Source organism: Enterobacter sp. MF024, from assembly GCF_005843915.1.
In the GTDB taxonomy this organism is placed as follows: Bacteria; Pseudomonadota; Gammaproteobacteria; order Enterobacterales; family Enterobacteriaceae; genus Enterobacter; species Enterobacter barmai.
Window position 1 is genome coordinate 86,709 of the sequence record NZ_VCBB01000013.1, and the last position, 19,958, is coordinate 106,666.

Genomic DNA, 19,958 nt, shown 5'->3' on the forward strand with positions numbered 1-19,958 from the left:
CTATCCTCGCACAGTTTTGTCGCCAGGTCTGCGGCGTATGCGGAAAATCTGAAATGAGAGTGAATTTCACTTAAGTAAAAAATCTGTGATGCGCGGCAGAAATTGGTAAACCAGGAGAATTCCCCAGGCCAAATTACCATCATTCCGATATTGACAACGGCAATGTGCTGTCAAACTTGGCGTGTACAACAGGCACATAGCCAGGCAGAACACTCGGAGGTATTTATGGCAGACTTCACTATGCCGAAGCCCATCTTCAGCACCAGACAACCCAAAACCTCCACGGCGGGTAATATTGCTTACGCGCTGTTCGTGCTGTTCTGCTTCTGGGCAGGTTCGCAATTGCTGAACATTCTGGTGCATGCACCAGGGGTCTACGAACATCTGATGCAGGTCGAAGACAGCGGCCGTCCGCGGGTTGAAATTGGCCTGGGCGTCGGCACCGTCTTCGGACTGATCCCCTTCCTTGTCGGTCTGGTAGTGTTAGGCGCCGTTGCCGTCGTGGTGCGCTGGCGCCGCTACCGTTAATTCAGCGCCATACATTTCGCCCGGCGATCGTCAACGCGCTGGGCAAACCAGGCCGTGGTCAGATTGCGGGTGATTTTCGGACTCTCAAGCTGGATCCCCGGCAGCATCGCCCTCGGTAACGTCTTTCCGCTCTTCTGCTCCGCCAGTTTATACACCCGCTCATACAGTTCAGTTTTCTCAAACGCCAGGCTGTCGCCCTTTCTCAGCTGCTGACGAATTTCGCTCTCGCTCATATCCAGCTTGCTGGCCAGCTTGCGCACCGCCAGCTCCGTTTTGCCTGCCTCGTTGCTGCCATAGACAATCAGGTCGCCATCCAGCGCCAGCTTCACGCCGCTGGCGCGGCTGACGGCATTCTGGAACGCTGCATTGCGGCTGGCATACCAGCCAGCGTTAAAGTCAGCAAAGCGGTAGAGCGGCACCGTATAGCTGGTGGGGTAGTTCAGCAGATGGTAGGTGCCAAACCAGAGTCCGCCGCGCAGGGAGAAGACCTCCTGGCGAACCGTGTTTTCGATTTTCCACGGATAGCCGTCGGTATGCTTTTCAGCAAAGGCGATACTCACCTGCATTGGCCCGCCGGTATGCACCGGGTTAAGCGAGCCAAACAGGGTCTGCCCCATTGGCACCGTACCGATCATGTCATCGAAGATGGCGCTCAGCTGCTTCTCGGTTTTCACCGCATCCAGCCGCTCGCTGTAGCTTTTGCCGTTCGGGGAGGTGATTTTCAATGCGGTATGCACCAGGAACGTCGGGATGTGCAGCTTTTCGGCGCGCCGGTCGATCTCTTTCCAGGCGATTTTGTTCAGCCCCGGCACCGCCGGGTCGGACTGATACAGGGACTCCTGCTGCGCCACCGCCAGCACCGAGCAGATGTTCTCCTCGGTGGGGGCGATCTTCTGGCTCTCAAAGGTTTTCGCCAGCGCCGAGGCCCACTGGTCCCGGTCTTTTACCGTGGCAGGCATTTTTTGCCGCACCACGCTTGCCACGTCGACGGGCTTTTCGCCCTTTTTCAGCGGCGCCGCCCCTTTCTCAGCACACCCGGCCAGCACCAGGACGGCAAGCAGTGAAAGGGGTAACGCGCGCGGTACGGTAAAAGACATAGACACTCCCTGTATTAACCTAACGTATGGGTAACTTCCTGTAGATCCTGACCGTCCAGCTCACGTTCAAAACTGCGCAAACGTTTATAGATGGACATCAGCTCCACCAGCGTGGTCCACGAGCTGATCAGATACTGGAACGAGCCGCGTACCTGACCGAACACGTTAGTGATTTGCGTCATCAGACCGAGCGTAATGGTACCGGCCACAATCGACGGGAACAGCAGGAACAAACCGAAAACGTTATCCACCTGCAGGTAGAGGATGCGGGCAATGTTGAAGTACATGTAGTGGAAATAGAGACGGAAGTAGTTCCGGCGCACCGCGCCGAACAGCTCGCGCACCGTCGGCGGCGAGGCGCGGCTGGCATCGTCTTCGCCATAGACCAGCTCTTTACGGTAGGCCGCTTCGACGCGCTGGTTTTTAAACTCCAGCCCCGGCAGCTTGATCCCGACCACCGCCAGCAGACCGGTCCCCATCAGCGACCAGACAATCGCGGCGATCACCAGGCCATACGGCAGATGGCCGACAATCGGCAGATCCGGCACGTGTGCCGACAGGGTCACCAGCACCGGCAGGAAGGCGATCAGGGTCATGATAGCGTTGATAAAACTCACGCCCATATCCTCCAGGGTGGAGGCAAAGCGCATGGTGTCTTCCTGCACACGCTGGGCGGCACCTTCGATATGGCGCAGCTGCTGCCAGTGGGCCATATAGTGTTCGTTCATCGCGGTACGCCAGCGGAACACGTAGTGGCTGACGAAGAAGTTATTCATCACGCCGATAATTACAGCGATCAGCGCGATGCCAAGGAAAATGCCTACCTCGTGATAAAACTGGTTGATGGTGACCTTATGCGGCGAGCTGAGCGCGGTCTGGATCAGATCATAGAACGGCGCGTACCAGGCGTTGACCGCCACCCCCACTTCCACCAGAAACCAGGTGACGAAGATAATCAGCGCGGTGCCAAGAATCGACCAGTACTGCCAGCGGTGCGGTGAGTAGACAAACCAGAACAGGGCAAACGCCCCGACGCAGATCGCATAGTAAGCATAAAAGAGCAGGTAGCTGCGCGACCAGAAACGCGCCGCGCTGATGGGTACATCGCCGGTAGCGCCGACCAGACGCTCAATCCAGGCCCCACCACCCGCCTGCCAGAAAATGACTGCGATCAGAGCCCAAATAAAGGCCGAGAGAAAAAAGGGTCCCGGTTTTGGGAAAAACGACTTAAACATAACGCTTCCTTCTGGTTGTTATCTTTACTGCTGTGCACGACGGATTATCAGACCTGTCGGCCTGGTTTTAGTTCGCCGTCACCCGCCACCCGCGCGGAAAAGTGAATGAATCTGACAGGTATCATAAGCGCAATGTCACAAAACATGAGATCGGTAATCACGAAATTGTTCGTATTTACCCATGGTTACGTTTTTCACGCTATCGTTATGCTGTTCAGGCCTTTGCAATACGCCGATTAGTAGTATAAATACGCATACTTTTTTCATTCACTTCATGGATACTTTCGTTGAAACGTTGTCTGTTCCTCTCCGCCGCGCTGTATGCGGCCAGCCTCACCAGCGTGCAGGCTGTCGAGCCGATCGCCGATCCGGCTTTTGCCTCTGATGTGGTTGATCGCTACGCAAATCATATTTTTTACGGCAGTGGCGCAACGGGGATGGCTCTGGTAGCGATTGACGGCAACCAGCGCGTGTTCCGCAGCTTTGGCGAAACGCGCCCGGGCAACAACGTTCACCCGCAGCTGGATTCGGTGGTGCGCATCGCCTCCCTGACCAAATTAATGACCAGCGAGATGCTGGTAAAACTGCTCGATCAGGGCGTGGTCAGGCTCAACGATCCGTTAAGTAAATATGCCCCGCCGGGGGCTCGCGTGCCGACCTATCAGGGCGCGCCGATTACGCTCGTCAACCTCGCCACCCACACCAGCGCCCTGCCGCGCGAACAGCCGGGCGGCGCGGCGCATCGTCCGGTCTTCGTCTGGCCAACCCGGGATCAGCGCTGGAACTGGCTGTCGACGGCGACCCTGAAATCGACGCCGGGCACGCAGGCCGCCTACTCCAACCTGGCGTTTGACCTGCTGGCCGACGCGCTGGGCAACGCCGCCGGCAAGCCCTATGCGCAGCTGTTCGAAGAGCAGATCACCCGTCCGCTGGGGATGAAAGACACCACCTTTACCCCCTCCCCCGATCAGTGCAAACGCCTGATGGTGGCGGAAAAAGGGGCCAGCCCGTGTAACAACACTCTGGCGGCAGTGGGCAGCGGCGGGGTTTACTCCACGCCGGGTGACATGATGCGCTGGATGCAGCAGTTCCTCTCCTCGGATTTCTATTCGCGCAGCAACCAGGCCGACAGAATGCAGACCCTGATCTATCAGCGCAGCCAGTTAACGCGGGTGATCGGGATGGATGTGCCGGGCCGCGCGGACGCGCTGGGCCTTGGCTGGGTCTATATGTCGCCGAAAAATGGTCGTCCGGGAATTATCCAGAAAACCGGCGGTGGCGGCGGATTCATCACCTATATGGCGATGATCCCGCAGTCTAACGTGGGGGTATTCGTGGTGGTGACGCGCTCGCCGCTCACGCGTTTCGTCAACATGAGCGACGGCGTTAACCAGCTGGTGGTGGAGCTGAGCGAGAACAAACCGCAGGTTATTCCGGCATCCTGAGGCTTAATATTCAGCGGGCAAATGGTTGATACCGATCAGTTTGCCCCTTTCCATCATGATGTAGTTCCCCTGCCGCAGCGCCGCCAGCACTTCTGCCACCACCGAACGCGAAATGCGCGTGCGGCGCTGAATGTAGTTCATCACCCCCACCCGCATCCGCAGTCCCTCGTCCCACTGGGCCATGTCCAGCAGCGTGGAGCGGATCTGGCTGTAGGAGTTATTGCCTACCAGCTGTTTATCGCGGATCTCCATCATGCGGTGGTGCCAGGAGAGCCAGCAGAAGGCGTCGGACCACAGTCCGGCCTGTTGAATCAGCTGGCGGGCACTCGCCGCAGGCAGCCAGAAACCGGTACAGGGCGATTGCGTCACCAGCAGATATTCGGTGCTGCAGCCCATCATGCCGGCATTGAGCCCGAAGATATAAGGCGCGGCAACAATCTCTATCAGCAGGTCGTCCTGCTGACGATGAATACTGAGCGTGCCCGACTGCAGCACCACTGCGTTGTCATTTTCTCGATCGCCCTCCCCGAAGAGAGGATGCATTGCGGGAAGTTTGAATGGCGTGCTGTGCGACGCCAGGCAATGTTCAAGTCGGGAGAACTCAGAAATGGGTTTTGCATAACGGTTCATGAGGCCTCAGGTCATCCTTAACTGAGCTAAAAAACGGGGAGGCAAGCCTCCCCGCATCAGACGTATTACCAGGTGTATTTCACACCCAGGTTTGCGCCCCAGTTCTGATCGACATCACCCCCACCCAGGTAAGTCGCATCAGTGTAAGCACTGAAGTGTTTGGTGAAGCTGAACTGCGTCCCCAGCCCCACGCGAACCGCAGAGCCTTTCACGCCGTTGTCGATGTTGTCGCCGTTCACGCGCGCATCTTCACCGGCATCATCATAGACGTACGCCAGTTTGAAGAACGGCGTCAGCGCCTGATCGTCGCCATAACCGAAGGTGTAACCCGCGTCGAAACCGGCCTCATAACGCATGCTGTCGTAAGACTGGCTGCCCACGCGCATATCGTTGCTCAGACGGTAGTCGTCGCCAGACTGGAACAGCCCGGAGATAGCCGCGTACGGGGTCAGGTAACCGGCATTGTTCGGTTTCCAGTCGTAGCCCAGCTTCAGGCCAAAGCCCCAGGCATCGGTCGTGGTGTTGCCATCGACGTACTTGCCATCACTCATGGTCGCAGAGAGATCGTTATTGAAGCGCGAGTAGCTCAGGGAGCTGTCGAGGAAGATAGCGTTCTCAAAGCGCGCCGCGGAGTAGACCATGGCGGTCTGGCTGTCCTGATCCACCTGGCCGGTACGATCGCTCATATCGCCTTTGGCAAAGCCCGCTGCCGCACCGAAGATCCAGTCGGCGTTGTTGCCATCAATCCAGGTATCGAGACCCACCATGATGCCGCTGACGTCCTGATCGTAGTGGATCGTGCCGTTATCGCCGTCGAAGTTACCGCCGACAAGGCTTACCCACGCGCCGCCGTTATCCTTCAGGCCGTGACGGCTGTTGGTCAGACGGGTAGAGAGCGCATCCTGCTGCAGATGCCAGATATTGGTGTTGGCTGATGGAATGCTCAGGGCCATGTTGGCGTAATCGGTCAGACGCTCCTGATGCAGCACCACGGTGTCGCCCTGCTGCTGCGCCTGGTAAGTGTAAGCACCGAGATCCGCTTTATTGGCCGCGGTAAAGCTAAACCGGGTATCCGCGTTGTTGTCGTAAACGCGAACGATCTCATTATTGTTATAGTCGGCAACTGAACCTGCCCCGGTCGCGTTATCCAGACGCACGTTGTAGTTACCGGAGACTTCACCGTTCACCGCCAGATGCCCGTCGGAATTGAGGGCAATCACCCCGTAATCGTACTCAGCATGGTGGATATCGTCAGAGACATAGCGGGCGTTGTTCAGATCGGAATTGAACACGTAATCGCGGCTGGCAACGTTGAGCACGCCGCCGTCGGTCAGCACCATTCTGTGGGTATCCACCTGGCCCAGACCCAGCGCCAGTTCAGCCTGGTTATCAACGGTAATGGTGTTGGCGTACAGCCCGGCGGTTTCCTGAGTCAGGGTGAGCCGGCTGGCGCTGTCGAGATAGAGGCTGTCGGTCGCCACGTCACCGGAATCGCCGATGTTCATCGACGAGCGGTTGGTCAGGGTGATGCTGTCAGCCAGCAGGCCGGAGCTCTCGACGTTAACCTGCGAGCGGTTGTTAACGGTCAGGGTATCGATGTTGGACTGCTTACGGGTATCCCACTCTGAGCCATTATCCAGCGCGACGTTGAACAGACCGCTCTGGTAAACCTGATTACCCACCAGATGGCCGTTGCTGTTGAACGTTGAGGCTGGCCAGACGCTGTTTGGCGACAGCGCACGCCAGTCGACGCTGCTGTAGCCCTGACCGTACATCTGACCCGGCCCGATCGCCTCCACGCTGGAGACTGCCGCGCCGACCCATTTGCTGCCGTTGGTCAGGGTCAGATCCAGTTTGTCGGTACCGTCCCAGCCGTTGGTGGTCGGGTTGTAGACGCCGTCAGCGGTGGTATCGGTGGCCGGATCGCCATTCGGATAGAAGTTGTTGTCGAAGGTGCTGGTGAACAGCACATCGCCGGTCAGGGTGGAGCGATCGAAGTTCGCCGTGGTGCGCATGGCGTTATCCGCGCTGCTGGCGGTGACGATCAGCGCCGCATCATCCGAGGCCGTGGCGTTGTTTTCGCCATAATCGCTCGGTTTTGCCGACTGACCATAAAAACCGCTGGTGCCCAGATCGCTGTAGGCGCCTGAAGTGACGACAGAATCTTTCACCTGCAGGGTGTTGGTAAAGACGTGGCCGTTGTCCTCAATGCCGGTGACCGCGTCATACGGGGTGTTATCGAGCTGGTGATAGCCCTGGGTCAGGGTGATACCGGCCACGCGGGAGTTGTTCTGAATAACAATGTCCGACTCCACGTCGAGGGTGATGGCATTCCCCAGCGCGTAGGTATCCCAGTAGGTGGTGGTCGTGCTGCTGCCGCTTACCACGTCGTAAGCGTAATGCTCATAGGTATCGTTGATGGTGGTATTGTCCACCGTCAGCGCAAAACGGTCGTACTGCTGGTGCGTCGTGCCGTCTGAATTCAGGCCGCTGGCACATTCAGTGGTCATGCACTTCGAGGTGATCATCCCGTTAATGGTGCTGTTGGAGACAGACAGCGCGTTGGCACGACCGCCCGCGCCGTCGTCCAGGTAGTACGTTGAAATCACGCCGTTCACCGTGGACTTGTTGATGACAGGATAGATATCGCCATCGTGTGCCGCGGAAGAGTCATTCCAGTCGGAATATCCATTATACCAGGCCGAGGTGGCGGTATTATCGTAACCAAAGGTGTTGTAAGTGGTACCAGAAATATCCTTTGCATTGGCCTGAGAAGCGATAGCCAGCGTGCAGGCTAATGCAAGTTGAGATACAACAAATTTCTTTTTCCATGTTTGCATTGGGTCATCCCTCCTCAGGGACGTAAGCAAGTTTGTCCGTAAATACAGTGCAAATATATTGCGAGGCGAATTATGCAGTCTCGAAAGAAAATAGTTCAATGAATGCGGCAATTAAGTCCGGAAACAGACAAAATAAAAGAGTCACTTTTTAAAATATAAAAAATAATAATAAAAACGTTTAATAACAGGATATTAACCACATTCGAAAGGAAAATATTAGCAGGCGAAAGATCATTGGCAATTATAAAATAAAAGCCAATCAGATATAAAATAAATAAATAACAATGGGCAATTAAGAGCATCAACAAGATAAGCTGAGATATTACCTGGGCTCGCTATATCCAGGGCGATGGAATTATCTTTCGTCAATAAAGCGTAAACTTATTTCAGCCAGAAAAATGTTTAAAGCAAAAATAATGCCGATTTTACCGCTGCGCACTCTGTGGCCAAAACGACAACTTTAGTAAAACAGTCTGCGCGCATTTCGGTTACACTGCCTCTCTTTGATTCACCGACTTCAGGCATATCATGACCGATTTAATTGCTCGTCCCCGTCGCCTGCGCAAAACCCCGGCGTTGCGCGCATTATTTGAAGAGACAACCCTGTCCTTAAACGATCTGGTGTTGCCAATTTTTGTTGAAGAAGAGATCGACGACTACAAAGCCATCGATGCCATGCCGGGCGTGATGCGCATTCCTGAGAAGCACCTGGCGCGCGAAATTGAACGCATTGCCAACGCGGGCATCCGCTCAATCATGACCTTCGGTATCTCCCACCATACCGACGCCACCGGCAGCGATGCCTGGAAAGAGGACGGTCTGGTGGCGCGTATGTCGCGCATCGCCAAACAGACCGTACCGGAAATGATCGTCATGTCCGATACCTGCTTCTGCGAATACACCTCCCACGGCCACTGCGGCGTGCTGTGCGATCATGGCGTGGATAACGACGCGACCCTGCTCAACCTGGGCAAACAGGCGGTCGTGGCAGCCGCAGCGGGTGCTGACTTTATCGCCCCCTCCGCGGCGATGGACGGCCAGGTGCAGGCCATTCGCCAGGCGCTGGACGCGGCGGGCTTCATCGATACCGCCATCATGTCCTACTCCACCAAATTCGCCTCCTCCTTCTACGGCCCGTTCCGTGAAGCAGCCGGTACCGCGCTGAAGGGCGATCGCAAAACCTACCAGATGAACCCGCTGAACCGCCGGGAAGCGATCCGTGAATCGCTCCTCGACGAAGCCCAGGGCGCTGACTGCCTGATGGTTAAACCGGCTGGTGCCTATCTGGACATCCTGCGCGATATCCGCGAGCGCACCGAACTGCCGCTGGGCGCGTATCAGGTGAGCGGTGAGTACGCGATGATCAAGTTCGCCGCGAAGGCGGGTGCGATCGACGAAGAGAAAGTGATCCTCGAAAGCCTGGGTGCGATCAAACGCGCGGGCGCGGATCTGATCTTCAGCTACTTCGCGCTGGATCTGGCCGAGAAGAAAATTCTGCGTTAACCGCCAGTGCCGGGTGGGGCTTCGCCCTGCCCGGCCTGCGACAAACCTTCACCACACTGCAATACAACCGACATCTGGCGCTTCTACTGTCTTCGCAGAACAGGAGGAGGAGCCACCATGTTTAGTCTCGACAGCGTTCTCGATGACCTTTGGCCGCAGGCGAAACCTGCACCCTGGCAAAAAAGCCTGTTAAAGAAGCTCTTACACGAAGAGGAGTTTCAGCAGTTTGCCGCCGACCACCGTCACCTGAAAGGGCTCGATATGGTGGAACAGGTTCTGGAACATCTTGATATCCTCTGCGCCATTCCCGCTCACGACCTCGAACAAATTCCCGCTCACGGTCCGCTGATTGTTATCGCTAACCACCCCACCGGGACGCTGGACGGCCTGGCGCTGCTGTATGCCATCTCCCGGGTGCGCCGGGACGTCAAAGTGGTCACTAACCGTATGCTGAGCCACCTGGAGCCGCTGAGCTCGCTGTTTATCCCGGTGGATAATATGGGCGGACGCACGGCGAAGTCGTCGTTCACCCTGATGGAACAGCACCTGCAAAACGCCGGGGTGCTGATCTTCTTCCCGGCCGGGGAAGTCTCCCGCCCGACGCGCACCGGGATCCGCGATAAAAAGTGGCACCCCGGCTTTATCAAGCTGGCGGGCAAATTCCGCGCGCCGCTGCTGCCGGTGAACATCCACGCCCGCAACAGCCTGCTGTTTTATGCCAGCACCCTGCTCTCGCCGCAGCTGTCGATGCTTCTGCTGATGCAGCAGATGTTTCGCCGTCGCCACAGTCGCCTGCCGGTGAAAATCGGCCAGCAGATCGGCTGGAGCCACTGGTACAGCCCGACCCTTTCAGCCCGGGAGATGGCCGAACAGTGCCGCCAGCACGTGTTGCGTCTCGGCAAGGGACTGTCAGGCGTGTTCAAAACCGAATCCGCCATTGCCCGCCCGGAAGACCGGGCCACCCTGAAGCGCGCCCTGACGCAGGCGGAGTGTCTGGGGACAACCGCCGATGGCAAAACCATCTATCTGTGGCAGCGCAACGGCCAGGAAGAGGCGCCGATCCTGCGCGAGCTGGGTCGCCTGCGGGAGATCGCTTTTCGCGCGGTGGGGGAAGGCAGCGGAAAGCGGCGCGATACCGATCGCTATGACGATGATTATCTGCACCTGATTTTATGGGATGACGAGGATCTGGAGATTGTCGGCGCCTACCGCTTTATGCCGGGTGCCTTAAAGGGACGGGAGGCGCTCTACAGCCACAGCCTGTTTCACTACGATGACGAGATGCAGGCGATCCTCGAGCACGGGATTGAACTGGGGCGCAGCTTTATTCAGCCGCGCTACTGGGGACGTCGCGGCCTCGACTATCTGTGGTCAGGAATTGGGGCCTATCTGGCGCGCTATCCGCACTATCGCTACCTGTTCGGGCCGGTCTCTATCTCCGGCGGATTGCCCCCTGCCGCGCGGGATCTGCTGGTGGCCTTTTACCGGCTGTGGTTCCCGGCAACCCATCCGCTGGCGACCTCCCGCCGCCCGTATCCCGCCTCGTTGCCCGACGTGCTGGCGCAGTTTGGCGGCGAAGATTACGTGGAAGACCTCACCCGCCTGAAATCGCTGCTGGGTAATCTGGGATGCGGCATTCCGCCGCTCTACAAACAGTATTCCGAGCTGTGCGAGCCCGGCGGCGTGCAGTTTATCGATTTTGGCAGCGACCCGGCGTTCAACAACTGCATCGACGGCCTGGTGCTGGTGGATCTCTGTTACCTGAAAGCCAGCCGGTACCAGCGGTATATTGGGGCACATTTGTAGGTGTTGATGTCTCGTAGGCCGGGTAAGCGCAGCGCCACCCGGCAAAAAAAGCGCACATTTGTCACGCCCGGTGGCGGCGACGCCTTACCGGGCCTACGGGAACTGGAAGGGAGAGGGGACAGTCAGGTGCCGTACAGGTTTTCTCCCTCGCCCCTTTGGGGAGAGGGTCGGGGTGAGGGGATCAGCCCGCACGGAAGAAAGGCTTATCCCCTAAAATCGTCGCCCGGTGCATAATCCGCCGCTGCGGCAAATAATCGGCATTGGCGTAATGCTGCGTCACCCGATTATCCCAGATCGCCAGATCGTTCTGCTGCCAGCGCCAGCGCACCTGGAATTCCGGCTTAGTGACATGCGCAAACAGGAAGGTTAGCAGCGCATCGCTCTCTTTCTCGCTCAGATCCACAATCCGCGTGGTGAAGCCTTCGTTGACGAACAGCGCCTGCTTGCCGCTCACCGGATGGGTGCGCACCACCGGGTGCAGCAGGGGCGGGTGTTTGGCCACTGCCTCCCGCCAGCGCTGATGCTCCTCTTCGGTTTTACGGTACTTATACTCCTGGAACGATTTCTTAAAATCGTGCTCCGCCCGCAGGCCGCTCAGCAGCAGGCGGAACGGCGCGGATAACGCCTCAAACGCCGCAATCCCGCTGGTCCACAGGGTATCGCCCCCGCTCTCCGGCAGCAGTTTTGCCGCCAGAATCGCCCCGGCGGGCGGGGTCTCGATAAAGGTGACATCGGTGTGCCAGTTGTCGTTGTCCGGCGGATTATCGTTGTGGGTATCCAGGACGATAATCTCCTCTACCCCCTCGGCATGGGGATAGACCGGGTGGATATGCAGATCGCCAAACCGCTGCGCCAGCGCCCGCTGCTGCTGAGGCGTCACCGCCTGCTCGCGCAGGAACACCACCTGATGGCGCAGCACCGCGTGATACAACTGCTCAAACTGGTTATCGCTTAATGGCCGGGTCACATCCAGGCCGGAAATCTGCGCCCCAATGTACGGCCCCAGCGGGGTAATGGTCAGACGTTCACTCATTGTATCTCTCCATGCCAGGGCGTCAGGCGGCGCTGAAGCGCGCGCAGCCCCAGTTCTAATCCGAAGGCGATCACGGCGATCGCCGCGATCCCTGCCAGCACCACGTCCGTCGCCAGGAACTCCCCCGCCGACTGGACCATAAACCCTAACCCGCGGGTGGCGGCGATGAGCTCAGCCGCCACCAGCGTCGACCAGCCAACCCCAAGGCCGATGCGCAGACCGGTAAGAATTTCCGGCAGCGCGCCGGGCAAAATCACAAACCACAGCACCTGGGCACGGCTGGCTCCCAGCGACTGCGCCGCACGGATCCGCACCTGCTGGGCGCTTTTGACCCCGGCCACCGCCGACATCGCCACCGGGGCAAAAATCGCCAGGTAGATGAGCAGGATCTTCGAGGTCTCGCCGATGCCAAACCAGATCACCATCAGCGGCAGATAGGCCAGCGGCGGCACAGGGCGGTATAGCTCAATCAGCGGATCGAGAATGCCGCGCACCGTCGGGCTTAAGCCCATCGCAATGCCCACCGGGATCCCGACGATCACCGCCGCCAGCAGGGCCACCAGAATGCGCCCCAGGCTGGCCGCCAGATGCTGCCACAGGGTGGCATCCATAAAACCTTGCGGACCGGCGATGGTGAACAGCTTCACCAGCACCTGGCCCGGCGGCGGCAGGAACAGCGGGCTGACCCACTGGGCCGCCGCCACCGCCCACCACACCGCCAGCAGCACCAGCAGGGTGCTGAGGCTGAGGGTCAACTGGCGGGAAAGGGGCCAGCGCAGGGTCAGGCGTTTGCGCGCCGTTTTGTCATTCACCACAATGCTCATGAGAAGGCCTCCCGCTGCTCAAAGACGCGGCTCAGCACGTATTCGCGCCGGGCAATAAAATCGGGATCGGACTTGATGCTGCGCACCGGCTCCCCCGCCACAAAGCGGCGGGCAAAATTGAGCGGCAGGCGCTCCAGCACCCTTCCAGGCCCCGGCGACAGCAGCACCAGTTCGGTAGCCATAAACACCGCTTCTTCGATGTCATGGGTGATGAGCAGCACCTGCTTGCCGGTCTCGTGCCACAGGCGCAGGAGCAGGGTTTGCATCTGTTCCCGGGTGAAGGCATCCAGCGCCCCGAAGGGTTCATCCAGCAGCAACAGCTGCGGATTAGCCGCCAGCGCCCGGGCAATACCGACGCGCTGACGTTGTCCGCCGGAGAGCTGCCAGATAAAGCGTTTTTCCGCCCCTTCCAGCCCCACCTTTTTCAGCATGTCCCGGGCGATCGCCAGCCGCTCTTCCCGTCCGGTGCCCGCCAGCTGCAGGCCAAAGGCGACGTTCTCCTGCACGTTACGCCACGGCAGCAGCCCTTCGTTCTGGAAGACCACGCCGCGCTCCGCGCCGGGGCCCTCCACCTTTTTTCCTTCCAGCTGAATGGTGCCGTGCTGATAAGGTACAAACCCGGCGATCAGATTCAGCAGCGTGGTCTTGCCGCAGCCGGACGGGCCGAGCACCACCAGCAGCTCGCCGCTATCCAGCGTCAGGTTGATATCCTCCAGCGCAGGCTTGCCAGCGTAATCGGCAGACAGATTTGTAATATTCAGCATCCGGCCCCCCTTATTTCACGAAGCGATCGGTCACGTACTGGCTGTAATCCGCCGCCACCGCGGGCACTTTGCCCTGCTCTTTCAGGAACCCGGCGGTATCGACAATCGCTTTATTCACCGGGCCTGACAGCTGCTGCACCTGCTGAGCAGGCGTCAGATAGGTGTTGCCTTTCACCAGGCCCGGCACGTCGGCCTCCGGCACGCCGCTCAGACGGGCGAGCTTCTCCAGGTTGGCGGGCTGCTTCAGCCACTTATCCGGGTTAGCAATGTAGGGCTGCTGGGCGTCGATGGCGCTTTTGGCGAAGGCTTTCACCACCTCCGGGTGCTTCTCGGCGAAGTCTTTACGCACCACCCACACATCGAGGGTTGGCGAGCCCCACTGGCCGACCTGGGCGGAGTCGGTCAGCACGCTGCCGTCTTTCTCCAGCTCGTTAACCGCAGGGGACCAGACATACGCCCCGTCAATATCGCCACGCTGCCAGGCGGCAATAATCGCTGGCGGTTGCAGGTTGATGATTTCCACCTGTCCCGGCTTGATCCCCCAGTGTTTCAGGGCGGCGAGCAGGCTGTAATGGGTGGTGGAGATAAACGGCACCGCGATGCGTTTGCCGATCAGATCTTCGGGCTTGGTGATGTTTTTCTTCACTACCAGCGCTTCGGAATTCCCGAGCTGCGAGGCGAGGAGGAAAACTTCAATCGGCACCTGCTGGCTGGCGGCGACCGCCAGCGGGCTGGAGCCGAGGTTGCCAATCTGCACGTCGCCTGAGGCCAGGGCCCGCACGATGGCTGCGCCGCTATCGAACTTACGCCAGTCCACTTTGGCGCCGCTGGTTTTCTCGAATGTCTTGTCCGCCTGGGCCACTTTGGCGGGCTCAGCGGAGGTTTGATACGCGACGGTGACGTCCACCGCCTGCGCCTGAAATGCCCACAGTGCAAGGGCGCCAAGTAAGGTGATACGCGATGAAATTGCCATGGTGTCTGCTCCCGTAGTTGTTATGGAGGCAGTATTTCCGGCGGCGGTATTTTGATAAAGGAATTAAAAAGCATCGTTAATGCCGAATCGTTTTTAGAAAAAAAGTGGCAATAGATAGTGAATTTTGTGCGGTCTGCATTGCCCGGCGGCGCGGTCGGCCCCCTCTCCCTTGAGGGAGAGGGTTGGGGTGAGGGGTAGCATGCTACACCGGTGGTGGTTCCGTTCACTTCCAGTCCATTGCTTCTCTGTTACAACCGAACCCGTGAACGTGCCAGGGTGGCTCAATCGCCACCACCCTGGCTACCCGGGCTACCGGCAAGAAAATCGCCGCTTCGCGATTCCCTCAGCTTATTCCCTCCGGCTATCGGGTCGGGCACCAGCCTGCATCCCTGCAGGCTATGCCCTCTCGGCGCGTCCATGCGCCTCGCCCCGGCCTGCGGGAAACGCTTCGGCGATTTTCAGCCGGACCAGGTGTTGCTGTGAGTCGGTAAATGACTCAAGCATTTTCATCGCTTTTCGTGGGTTAATTTAAGGGGATTGTTCCCTCGTCTGTTCTGAGCCAGCGTGGCATTTTTAGCGTATCGGCATAGAAGCTGACCAGCTCATAAAGCAGATCCTTGATGACTCTTTCGGCTTCAGGTGGGAATGCACCGCTCATCAGATGCCGAGTCAGCTCCTGACAGTAACGGCCCAGTTGATCGGGTTCAGGGTCGAAGGCGGGCAGGCGTGTCGGTAAATCGTCTACGGTCAGGCTCGCTTTTAAATAGTCCGGCACGGGCTCCAGCAGCGTGGGTTGCAGCAGGGCCAGACAGGCGGAAAGTCGTCCGTAAAGGGCGAGTTTTTCAGTGGGAAGATCACATTCAACCAGCGCATCCATAAAGCGTTCGCAGTTGTCCGCCAGTTCGGTAAAAGACGTGCTGTGATTGAAGGGCAGGGTAAGTAATGCGTGAGTGTGGTTTAGGGTCGTAGCCATAAAGGCAGCCTCCGATGAATGATTTAATTAACCACCACCAGAGAGGTCAATCTCATGGGTGGCGGACTAAGCAGAGTTGACCTTACCGGCTTCATCGGATACCGGCGCACCTTGCGATGCCCCTACTCAGCCCACCATTGAGATGTAGCAGAGCGTACGACGCATCATTATACGTCGCCGATGAAGAAAGCAGGAGGTCAATCCCGACGCCTGATTTTGCAGACGCGTAAAAAAGATACCGCCATATCCATTCTATGTGAAGGGCTATTCCCGGAAGCAGCCTCGCAAAACAAGAAATTACCGCGATGAAAATGCCTCTCAGGCACAGATGTCCCAGCGGCACCCTGGTCCGGCTGAAAATCGCTGAGGCGTTGACTGGAGGCCGGGGCGAGGCGCATGGATGCGCCGAGAGGGGGCGACCTACAGGGATGTAGGATCGACCCCGACCCGACAGCCGCAAGTCATTAGCCGAAGGGACCGCGAAGCGGCGATTTTCTTTGCCGGGAGCCGGGGTGGTCAGGGGGGCGGCGGCGAGCCCCCCTGACACGTTCACGTGTTCTGGGGCTACAGAGAAGCAAGAAACATAAAGTGAACGGAACCACCACAGCCCTCAGCATATTCCTCCCCCCCCACCCCAAACCTTTATTGCAATTTTGTTACATTCGTTACATAACCACAGGCATCTCATTGCCAGCCAAACGCGGACAGGCATCATAGGCAAACTATTCAGCAAAGGTATGCAAGATGATCAAAGTGGTGCTGGTGGACGACCACGTAGTGGTGCGTTCCGGGTTCGCCCAGCTGTTAAATCTGGAAGACGATCTGGTGGTGGAAGGCCAGTACAGCAGCGCCGCCGAGGCCTGGCCCGCGCTCAGCCGCGAACAGATCGACGTGGCGGTGCTCGACGTCGCCATGCCCGATGAGAACGGCCTGAGCCTGCTCAAACGCCTGCGCCAGCAGCGCCCCGGATTTCGCGCCATTATCCTCAGCATCTACGACACCCCTGCCTTTGTGCAGAGCGCGCTGGACGCCGGGGCCAGCGGCTATCTCACCAAGCGCTGCGGCCCGGAGGAGCTGGTGCAGGCCGTGCGCTCCGTCGGCATGGGCGGTCATTACCTCTGTGCCGATGCGGTCAAAGCCCTGCGCGGCGGCGAGCCGGTGTCCCGGGCCCTGGCGGTGCTGACTCCGCGCGAGAAAGAGGTGTTCGAGCTGCTGGTTCACGGCAAAAGCGTCAAGGAGATTGCGTTCCAGCTGGAACTCAGCCACAAAACCGTCCACGTGCATCGCGCCAACGTGCTCGGCAAACTCCAGTGCAACAGCACCATCGAGCTGGTGCATTTTGCCCTCGACCACCAGCTGCTGACCGGCCACTGATGCGGCGCTCCCTGCGACACACTATCCTCTCGCTGTTTATCATGCTGGCGTGGGGCACCGGCTGGCTGATGCTTTGGACGCTGAGCTTTTACCTCACCCAGAACGGCCAGCAGGCGGCGCTTTTTTTACCTCAGGGCGTCTATCTGGCGCTGCTGATCCTGCTCTCGCGCCGCTTCTGGCCGGCGCTGATCCTGCCCACCCTGGCGGCGATGCTCTGGCTGCACGGCGAACAGCTGCTTACCCGCCCGCTGATGCTGATGGTGCCGCTGGTGGGCACCCTCTGCGCCTGGCTGGCGCAGCGCTACTGGCACCGCTATCCCCTTTACTGGCAGCGTCTGTCGCTGCTGATCGCCGCGGTGACCCTCAACGCCCTGCTCCAGACCCTGATCCTGGCGCCGTTCCTCGACAGCCCGCCCACCCTGCTGGTGCTGGCCTCCTTTACCGGCGGGGTGCTGCTGACCCCGTTTGTCTACCTGGTGTTTGAGTTTTTACGCCAGCAGCACCGCTATCATCTGCTGGGGCTCGATACCAGCAATCCGCCCCTGCGCACGTCGCTGATCATCTGGTGCAGCCTGTTCTTTATAATCGGCATCGGCACCCAGATGGTGCTCTCCCCGGCCCTTGAGCGGCTGCTGCTGATCGTGGTGTTTCTGCCAAACGTAGTGATGGCGTGGAAGTTCGGCTGGCAGGGCGGCGTGCTCTCCGGGCTGCTGGGCAGCATGATGATCACCATCGCCCGTCAGGTTGGGGTGGGGTTCAGCGATCTGCTGGAGCTGGAGATTTTCCTCGCCACCCAGTCGCTGCTGGGGATTGGGCTTGGGATCGCCATCAGCCGCCAGCAGCATCTGGCGATGAACCTCGATCACTATCGCCGTCGGCTGGAGGCGGAGCTGCAGGCCCGGCGCGAGCTGACGGAGAAGCTGATCCATACCGAAGAGGACACCCGCAAACACCTGGCCCGGGAGCTGCACGACGAGATCGGCCAGAACATCACCGCCATTCAGATCCAGTCCCAGCTGGTGAAACGGGCCGGGGATACGCCCCAGGCGCTGGAAGCCGCCGGGCAGATCAACGAGCTGGCGCGGCGCATTCACCACTCCACCCGCCAGCTGCTGCGCCAGCTTCGCCCCCCGGTGCTGGACGAACTCTCCTTAAACGAGGCGCTGCACCACCTGGTGAACGAGTTCGCCTTTGCCGAGCGCGGCATTCAGTGCCGGTTCGATTACCGGCTCAGCGCCCCGCCCCAGAGCGAAACCCTGGTGTTCACTCTCTATCGATTACTCCAGGAACTGCTGAATAACGTCAGCAAACACGCCAACGCCAGCGAGGTCAGCGTCCTGCTCTGCGAGCACGATAACCAGCTGCGCCTGGAGGTAAAAGATAACGGCAGCGGCATCAGCACGCAGCAGATCCCCGGCTTCGGCATCCAGGGGATGCGCGAGCGGGTGCATGCCCTGGGCGGGGAGTTCACCCTCGAGTCGCAGGGCGGCACGCGCGTAATTGTTAACCTGCCCACAGTTTTGCAACAAACACACCGCTAACCAGGAAAAAGTCTTAGTCACGCCAGACTTTCTCTCATCCCTTTTTCGTCGCGCTTTCATACAGTCAATGCAAACGGAGAACGCCATGTCCGCACTGTCAGCTGAACAGGTTACACAACGCTACCGGGCACTGCGCCCGCGACTGCTGCTCTGCATGGTCATTGGCTACGCCGCGTTCTACCTGACGCGTAAAAGCCTCAACTATATCCTGCCCGCGTTGCAGCTGGATCTGGGGCTGAGCAAGAGCGATATCGGCCTGATCGGATCGCTGTTTTACCTGAGCTACGGCCTGTCGAAATTTGCCGCCGGGCTGTGGCATGACAGCAAAGGCCAGCGGGCCTTTATGGGCATCGGCCTGATGGCGACCGGGGTGCTGAACGTGCTGTTCGCCTTCGGGGATTCCCTGCCGCTGCTGCTGTTTATCTGGACGCTGAACGGCTTCTTTCAGGGATGGGGATGGCCGCCCTGCGCCAGGTTGCTCACCCACTGGTACTCGCGCAACGAGCGCGGCTTCTGGTGGGGATGCTGGAACACCTCTATCAACATCGGCGGAGCCATTATTCCGCTGATCTGTGCCTTCGCCGCCCATCGCTGGGGCTGGCAGGCAGCGATGCTGACACCGGGGATCATCAGTATCGTGCTCGGCCTGTGGCTGACCACACAACTGCGGGGCACACCGCAGGAAGAGGGTCTGCCGACGGTCGGGGAGTGGCGCAGCGATCCGCTGGAGCTGCGCCAGGAGCAGCAAAGCCCGCCGATGGGGCTGTGGCAGATGTTACGCACCACCATGCTGCAAAACCCGATGATCTGGCTGCTCGGGGCGTCCTATGTGCTGGTGTATCTCATCCGCATCGCCCTCAACGACTGGGGCAACATCTGGCTGGCGGAGAGCCACGGGGTAAACCTGCTGAGCGCCAACGCCACGGTGATGCTGTTTGAGGTCGGCGGCCTGCTCGGGGCGCTGTTCGCCGGATGGGGTTCGGATCTGCTGTTCAGCGGCCAGCGGGCGCCGATGATTTTGCTGTTCACGCTGGGGCTGATGGTATCGGTCGCCGCCCTGTGGCTGGCCCCGGTTCACCACTACGCCCTGCTGGCGATGTGCTTTTTTACGGTGGGATTTTTTGTCTTTGGTCCGCAGATGCTCATCGGCCTTGCCGCCGTGGAGTGCGGGCACAAGCAGGCAGCAGGCTCAATTACCGGTTTTCTCGGCGTGTTCGCTTATCTGGGGGCGGCGCTGGCCGGGTGGCCGCTGTCGCAGGTTATCGAACGCTACGGCTGGTCGGGGATGTTCAGTTTGCTCTCCATCGCCGCCGTACTGATGGGTTTACTCCTGATGCCCCTGCTGATGGCGGGCATCACCGCTTCTCGCAGTCACATAACGTCATAACAAGG

16 protein-coding genes are annotated in these 19,958 nt (G+C 59.1%); 7 read left to right on the forward strand and 9 right to left on the reverse strand.

Going from position 1 to position 19,958, the window contains the following annotated elements; all coding sequences use genetic code 11:
* Positions 1 to 225 precede the first annotated feature (225 nt).
* Positions 226 to 528: a DUF2755 family protein gene (locus tag FFB58_RS18515; RefSeq protein WP_039031464.1), complete on the forward strand. Its 303-nt coding sequence runs from the start codon at positions 226 to 228 to the stop codon at positions 526 to 528.
* Here the strand turns inward: FFB58_RS18515 and FFB58_RS18520 are convergent.
* Positions 525 to 1,625 (reverse strand): DUF1615 domain-containing protein, encoded by a 1,101-nt coding sequence (locus FFB58_RS18520; protein WP_138370644.1) that lies wholly within the window; start codon positions 1,623 to 1,625, stop codon positions 525 to 527. The two genes, FFB58_RS18515 and FFB58_RS18520, sit on opposite strands and share 4 nt — an antisense overlap.
* Before the next feature lie 14 nt (positions 1,626 to 1,639).
* A complete protein-coding gene (gene sbmA, locus FFB58_RS18525) occupies positions 1,640 to 2,860 on the reverse strand; it encodes a peptide antibiotic transporter SbmA (RefSeq protein WP_138370645.1) in 1,221 nt (406 codons plus the stop codon).
* Between the two features lie 287 nt (positions 2,861 to 3,147).
* Here sbmA and ampH point away from each other — a divergent pair, with 287 nt between their 5' ends.
* Positions 3,148 to 4,305, forward strand: coding sequence for a D-alanyl-D-alanine-carboxypeptidase/endopeptidase AmpH (ampH, locus tag FFB58_RS18530; protein WP_039031461.1), 1,158 nt, complete (start codon positions 3,148 to 3,150; stop codon positions 4,303 to 4,305).
* A gap of 3 nt (positions 4,306 to 4,308) precedes the next feature.
* Here the strand turns inward: ampH and FFB58_RS18535 are convergent, their stop codons facing one another.
* Positions 4,309 to 4,935, reverse strand: coding sequence for a helix-turn-helix domain-containing protein (locus FFB58_RS18535; RefSeq protein WP_039031460.1), 627 nt, complete (start codon positions 4,933 to 4,935; stop codon positions 4,309 to 4,311).
* A gap of 65 nt (positions 4,936 to 5,000) precedes the next feature.
* Entirely contained in the window at positions 5,001 to 7,775 is a 2,775-nt protein-coding gene (locus FFB58_RS18540; protein ID WP_138370646.1) for an autotransporter outer membrane beta-barrel domain-containing protein, read from the reverse strand.
* Between the two features lie 528 nt (positions 7,776 to 8,303).
* Here FFB58_RS18540 and hemB point away from each other — a divergent pair.
* Positions 8,304 to 9,278 carry a porphobilinogen synthase gene (gene hemB / locus FFB58_RS18545; protein ID WP_138370647.1) on the forward strand — a complete coding sequence of 325 codons (975 nt, stop codon included), beginning with the start codon at positions 8,304 to 8,306 and terminating at the stop codon, positions 9,276 to 9,278.
* A 117-nt stretch (positions 9,279 to 9,395) separates the two neighbouring features.
* Positions 9,396 to 11,084, forward strand: coding sequence for a GNAT family N-acyltransferase (locus FFB58_RS18550; RefSeq protein ID WP_138370648.1), 1,689 nt, complete (start codon positions 9,396 to 9,398; stop codon positions 11,082 to 11,084).
* A 181-nt stretch (positions 11,085 to 11,265) separates the two neighbouring features.
* On the opposite strand, the gene tauD is transcribed toward FFB58_RS18550, so the two are convergent.
* From tauD to FFB58_RS18585, 5 genes are all read right to left on the reverse strand, one after another.
* A complete protein-coding gene (tauD, locus tag FFB58_RS18555) occupies positions 11,266 to 12,117 on the reverse strand; it encodes a taurine dioxygenase (RefSeq protein ID WP_138370649.1) in 852 nt (283 codons plus the stop codon).
* Positions 12,114 to 12,941 (reverse strand): taurine ABC transporter permease TauC, encoded by an 828-nt coding sequence (gene tauC, locus FFB58_RS18560; RefSeq protein ID WP_039032433.1) that lies wholly within the window; start codon positions 12,939 to 12,941, stop codon positions 12,114 to 12,116. Before tauC ends, tauD begins: the two co-directional genes overlap by 4 nt.
* Complete coding sequence (tauB, locus tag FFB58_RS18565) at positions 12,938 to 13,705, reverse strand: taurine ABC transporter ATP-binding subunit (RefSeq protein ID WP_039032434.1); 768 nt, start codon at positions 13,703 to 13,705, stop codon at positions 12,938 to 12,940. Before tauB ends, tauC begins: the two co-directional genes overlap by 4 nt.
* Positions 13,706 to 13,715: 10 nt before the next feature.
* Positions 13,716 to 14,678, reverse strand: coding sequence for a taurine ABC transporter substrate-binding protein (gene tauA / locus FFB58_RS18570; RefSeq protein ID WP_138370650.1), 963 nt, complete (start codon positions 14,676 to 14,678; stop codon positions 13,716 to 13,718).
* 523 nt (positions 14,679 to 15,201) lie between these two features.
* Complete coding sequence (locus FFB58_RS18585) at positions 15,202 to 15,651, reverse strand: hypothetical protein (protein WP_039032436.1); 450 nt, start codon at positions 15,649 to 15,651, stop codon at positions 15,202 to 15,204.
* Between the two features lie 744 nt (positions 15,652 to 16,395).
* Here FFB58_RS18585 and FFB58_RS18590 point away from each other — a divergent pair.
* The 3 genes from FFB58_RS18590 to uhpC all read left to right on the forward strand — a co-directional run bounded on the left by FFB58_RS18590 (position 16,396) and on the right by uhpC (position 19,953).
* A complete protein-coding gene (locus FFB58_RS18590; protein ID WP_039032437.1) occupies positions 16,396 to 17,025 on the forward strand; it encodes a response regulator transcription factor in 630 nt (209 codons plus the stop codon).
* On the forward strand, positions 17,025 to 18,566 hold the full coding sequence (locus FFB58_RS18595; RefSeq protein ID WP_138370653.1) for an MASE1 domain-containing protein: 1,542 nt from the start codon (positions 17,025 to 17,027) through the stop codon (positions 18,564 to 18,566). Before FFB58_RS18590 ends, FFB58_RS18595 begins: the two co-directional genes overlap by 1 nt.
* A gap of 67 nt (positions 18,567 to 18,633) precedes the next feature.
* The gene (uhpC, locus tag FFB58_RS18600) at positions 18,634 to 19,953 is read left to right on the forward strand and encodes an MFS transporter family glucose-6-phosphate receptor UhpC (protein ID WP_138370654.1); all 1,320 of its coding nucleotides are present in this window, start codon (positions 18,634 to 18,636) and stop codon (positions 19,951 to 19,953) included.
* Positions 19,954 to 19,958 lie beyond the last annotated feature (5 nt).